Origin of the sequence: Desulfallas sp. Bu1-1, from assembly GCF_015594625.1 — a bacterium.
Classification (GTDB): Bacteria; Bacillota; Desulfotomaculia; order Desulfotomaculales; family Desulfallaceae; genus JADNRQ01.
This window is the reverse complement of record NZ_JADNRQ010000047.1, coordinates 1-2,485: the sequence shown is the minus strand read 5'-3', so window position 1 is coordinate 2,485 and position 2,485 is coordinate 1. Positions and strand designations below refer to the sequence as shown.

General features: G+C 42.7%; 5 protein-coding genes. All 5 read left to right on the top strand.

Going from position 1 to position 2,485, the window contains the following annotated elements; genetic code table 11:
• The first annotated feature begins 347 nt into the window (after nt 1-347).
• The gene (locus IT084_RS17510) at nt 348-632 is read left to right on the top strand and encodes a hypothetical protein (protein WP_195714171.1); all 285 of its coding nucleotides are present in this window, start codon (nt 348-350) and stop codon (nt 630-632) included.
• Between the two features lie 80 nt (nt 633-712).
• Entirely contained in the window at nt 713-943 is a 231-nt protein-coding gene (locus tag IT084_RS17505; protein WP_195714170.1) for a hypothetical protein, read from the top strand.
• A 13-nt stretch (nt 944-956) separates the two neighbouring features.
• On the top strand, nt 957-1,310 hold the full coding sequence (locus IT084_RS17500) for a hypothetical protein (RefSeq protein WP_195714169.1): 354 nt from the start codon (nt 957-959) through the stop codon (nt 1,308-1,310).
• Nucleotides 1,279-1,629 (top strand): rhodanese-like domain-containing protein, encoded by a 351-nt coding sequence (locus IT084_RS17495; protein WP_195714168.1) that lies wholly within the window; start codon nt 1,279-1,281, stop codon nt 1,627-1,629. Before IT084_RS17500 ends, IT084_RS17495 begins: the two co-directional genes overlap by 32 nt.
• A 114-nt stretch (nt 1,630-1,743) precedes the next feature.
• Complete coding sequence (locus IT084_RS17490; protein WP_195714167.1) at nt 1,744-2,478, top strand: epoxyqueuosine reductase; 735 nt, start codon at nt 1,744-1,746, stop codon at nt 2,476-2,478.
• Nucleotides 2,479-2,485: the final 7 nt, after the last annotated feature.

The following is a 2,485-nucleotide window of genomic DNA, read 5'->3' as shown; positions in this document are numbered from 1 at the left end:
GGTCTAATGCAGGATTACTGCGATGATAGCCGGGTTGCCGAATGCTCATGCACGCATGGCTTGCATAAATGGTCAACTCCTTTAATGGTAGTATTAACCATTTACACGTAATTTAATATATTCTCTGAAATAAAGCGGGGCACACCGGATGCCCCTTTTATTATTCTACATAATAATAATCGGAATACGATTTTGCGGATTCGGTGGTCCCATTATGAGACAGGCTGTGCTCAGATCAACCCAACTGCTACCGTTCCAGCGCTGCAGGTACAGCTTAACCATGATATAGTCCACAGTTTGATAAGCCTGGGTGTAACCGGTTAGATTAATTTAGATTTATTACACATATGTTTAAAAAGGCTCTTATTAACGCTGGTTGGAGCTACATTACTCTTGCCGCCGGAATAACACTTTCTGCTGAAGCACTTGCAATTATAATTGGCATAGCAGTAGGTGCGTTCATTGTCTACGCGTTCAGTAGTTTAAACGGTAGTGATAGTTATGTAGACATCAGCTGGAATGATACAGCTGCTAAAAACGTTAATAATGGAGGTTGCGGTTCATTTTATAACGACGAATATGGTTATAAAACTGCATGTTACAGCTCCAGCATATATCCAGCTTGTCCATAATAAATATAAATAATATAATAGTTATGGAGTAGGTTAGTTTTACCTGCTCCATAACTTATACAAAATGTGAGGTGTTACAAATGAATCTTGGGCCATTTTGGATTATTGTTTTGTTAATAGCGTATACCCCAATCGTTTTAATAAAGTATTCTTTCTTAAAAGAGGGCGGACGTCCATTATCGCAAGTTATATTGTTAATTTTTATTACAGCTTTATTTGTTATTACAGAAGGCATTGGAGATTATTTATTAGTCGCGGTTTATGATTTACTTTGGATAGGTGCTTTATATTCTTTTTTAAAATTAAAATAAGGAGATTTAAAATATGGACAAAATTATTACTTTTGTTTTAATTTTTTTTAATATTTGTCTGCCTTGTTATGCAAATGACAATGCAAATAAATATACAACCACTTTTAATAATTCAAAAGCTTATTGGCACTCACTAATTGAACAATTTATGAAAGAAAACCAAGCATATTTTTATTTAAGAGGGCTAGAAAATAGCGAATTTCGTGGGATTAAGAATAATTTGGTTGAAGCCGGAATGCTTTTACAAATTCTTGATGACGACTTAGACAACGATGCTTGTGACTATCGTTCTAATCATAGCGGCGGAGACTTAATCTCAAACGATCCATTGATACTTGATTTACGTACAGAAAGATTACGAGACTAGCCATATTCCGACCGCTATATGGATTGCTAATGCCGAAGAGATGGGTGACAGTGAAAATATTAAAAAGTTAAAAGCCAAATTAAATGCGCATATAAGTAATGGGGGGAAAAATGAAATTATCGCTTACTGTTATACTGGACATACAGCAGGGCTAGTATGTGGCGTATTAGGAACACTCGGGTTTAATATTAAAAACCTTATGTATGGTTATTCATTGGCCTGGGATGGCTCCCAAAAACCACACATTCCTTATTTGGAAGCCCCAAAGGAAGACCAATATGGTAATAAAGTCCTATATAAGAATATACCTTCGCCATGAGCGAAACAAAATTTATCTTGTGGTTCACAAGAATAGGTCTGATTCAAAACTAGGGTCAAATTTTATTGCAGTTTTTGGGGGATAGGGGGGGGTGGGGGACAGGGGGACAGGGACTTGTCTGCGCCTATTCTAAAGCAGGCAGTGGCGCAGGCGGAAACCGTCACCCCGTACCGGGAACCGCTGGTTGCTTTTGCTTCAGCCGGCGACCACCTGTTTACCCAGATTGAAACAATTATCGGGCCGCATCACCTGCATCCCGGGGAAATGCTGCCCGAAGCAAAAACGGTGGTGGCCTTTTTCATCCCCTTCGGTGAGGAGGTGGTCAAGGCCAACCGGAATGAGCGGGAAAAAGTAGCCCGCGTCTGGTCTATCGCTTACGTGGAAACCAACCGGTTGATTAGTGAAATTTGCGAGCGGGTCAAACAGGTGCTGGAAGCACAAGGGATCAAGGCGGTTGCGGAAAGACCCACTCATAATTTTAACGAAAAGGACCTGACTGCGGGCTGGTCCCACAAGAGCGTTGCTATTGTGGCCGGCCTGGGTACTTTTGGCGTCAACCGGATGCTGATCACCCCGGCGGGCTGCGCCGGGCGCTTCGGCAGCATGGTCATATCGGCGGAAATTCCTCCCACCCCCCGGCCGGGCAGGGAGTTTTGCCGGTATTACAGCGAGGGTCAGTGCCTGTACTGCGTCAACAACTGCCCCACGGGGGCGCTGAAAGTGGATGGCTTGGACAAGCAAACCTGTTACCGGCGTTTACTGGAAGTAGCCGGTCAATTTACCGACCTGGGACTGTGCGATGTTTGCAGCAAGTGTGCTTTGGGACCGTGCGCCACGGGTCCCGCTTAATGATTGG

Bases quoted from the DNA above. Each gene is read 5' to 3' on its own strand.
- IT084_RS17510 (WP_195714171.1), top strand. From the start codon at position 348: ATGTTTAAAAAGGCTCTTATTAACGCTGGTTGGAGCTACATTACTCTT.
- IT084_RS17505 (WP_195714170.1), top strand. From the start codon at position 713: ATGAATCTTGGGCCATTTTGGATTATTGTTTTGTTAATAGCGTATACC.
- IT084_RS17500 (WP_195714169.1), top strand. From the start codon at position 957: ATGGACAAAATTATTACTTTTGTTTTAATTTTTTTTAATATTTGTCTG.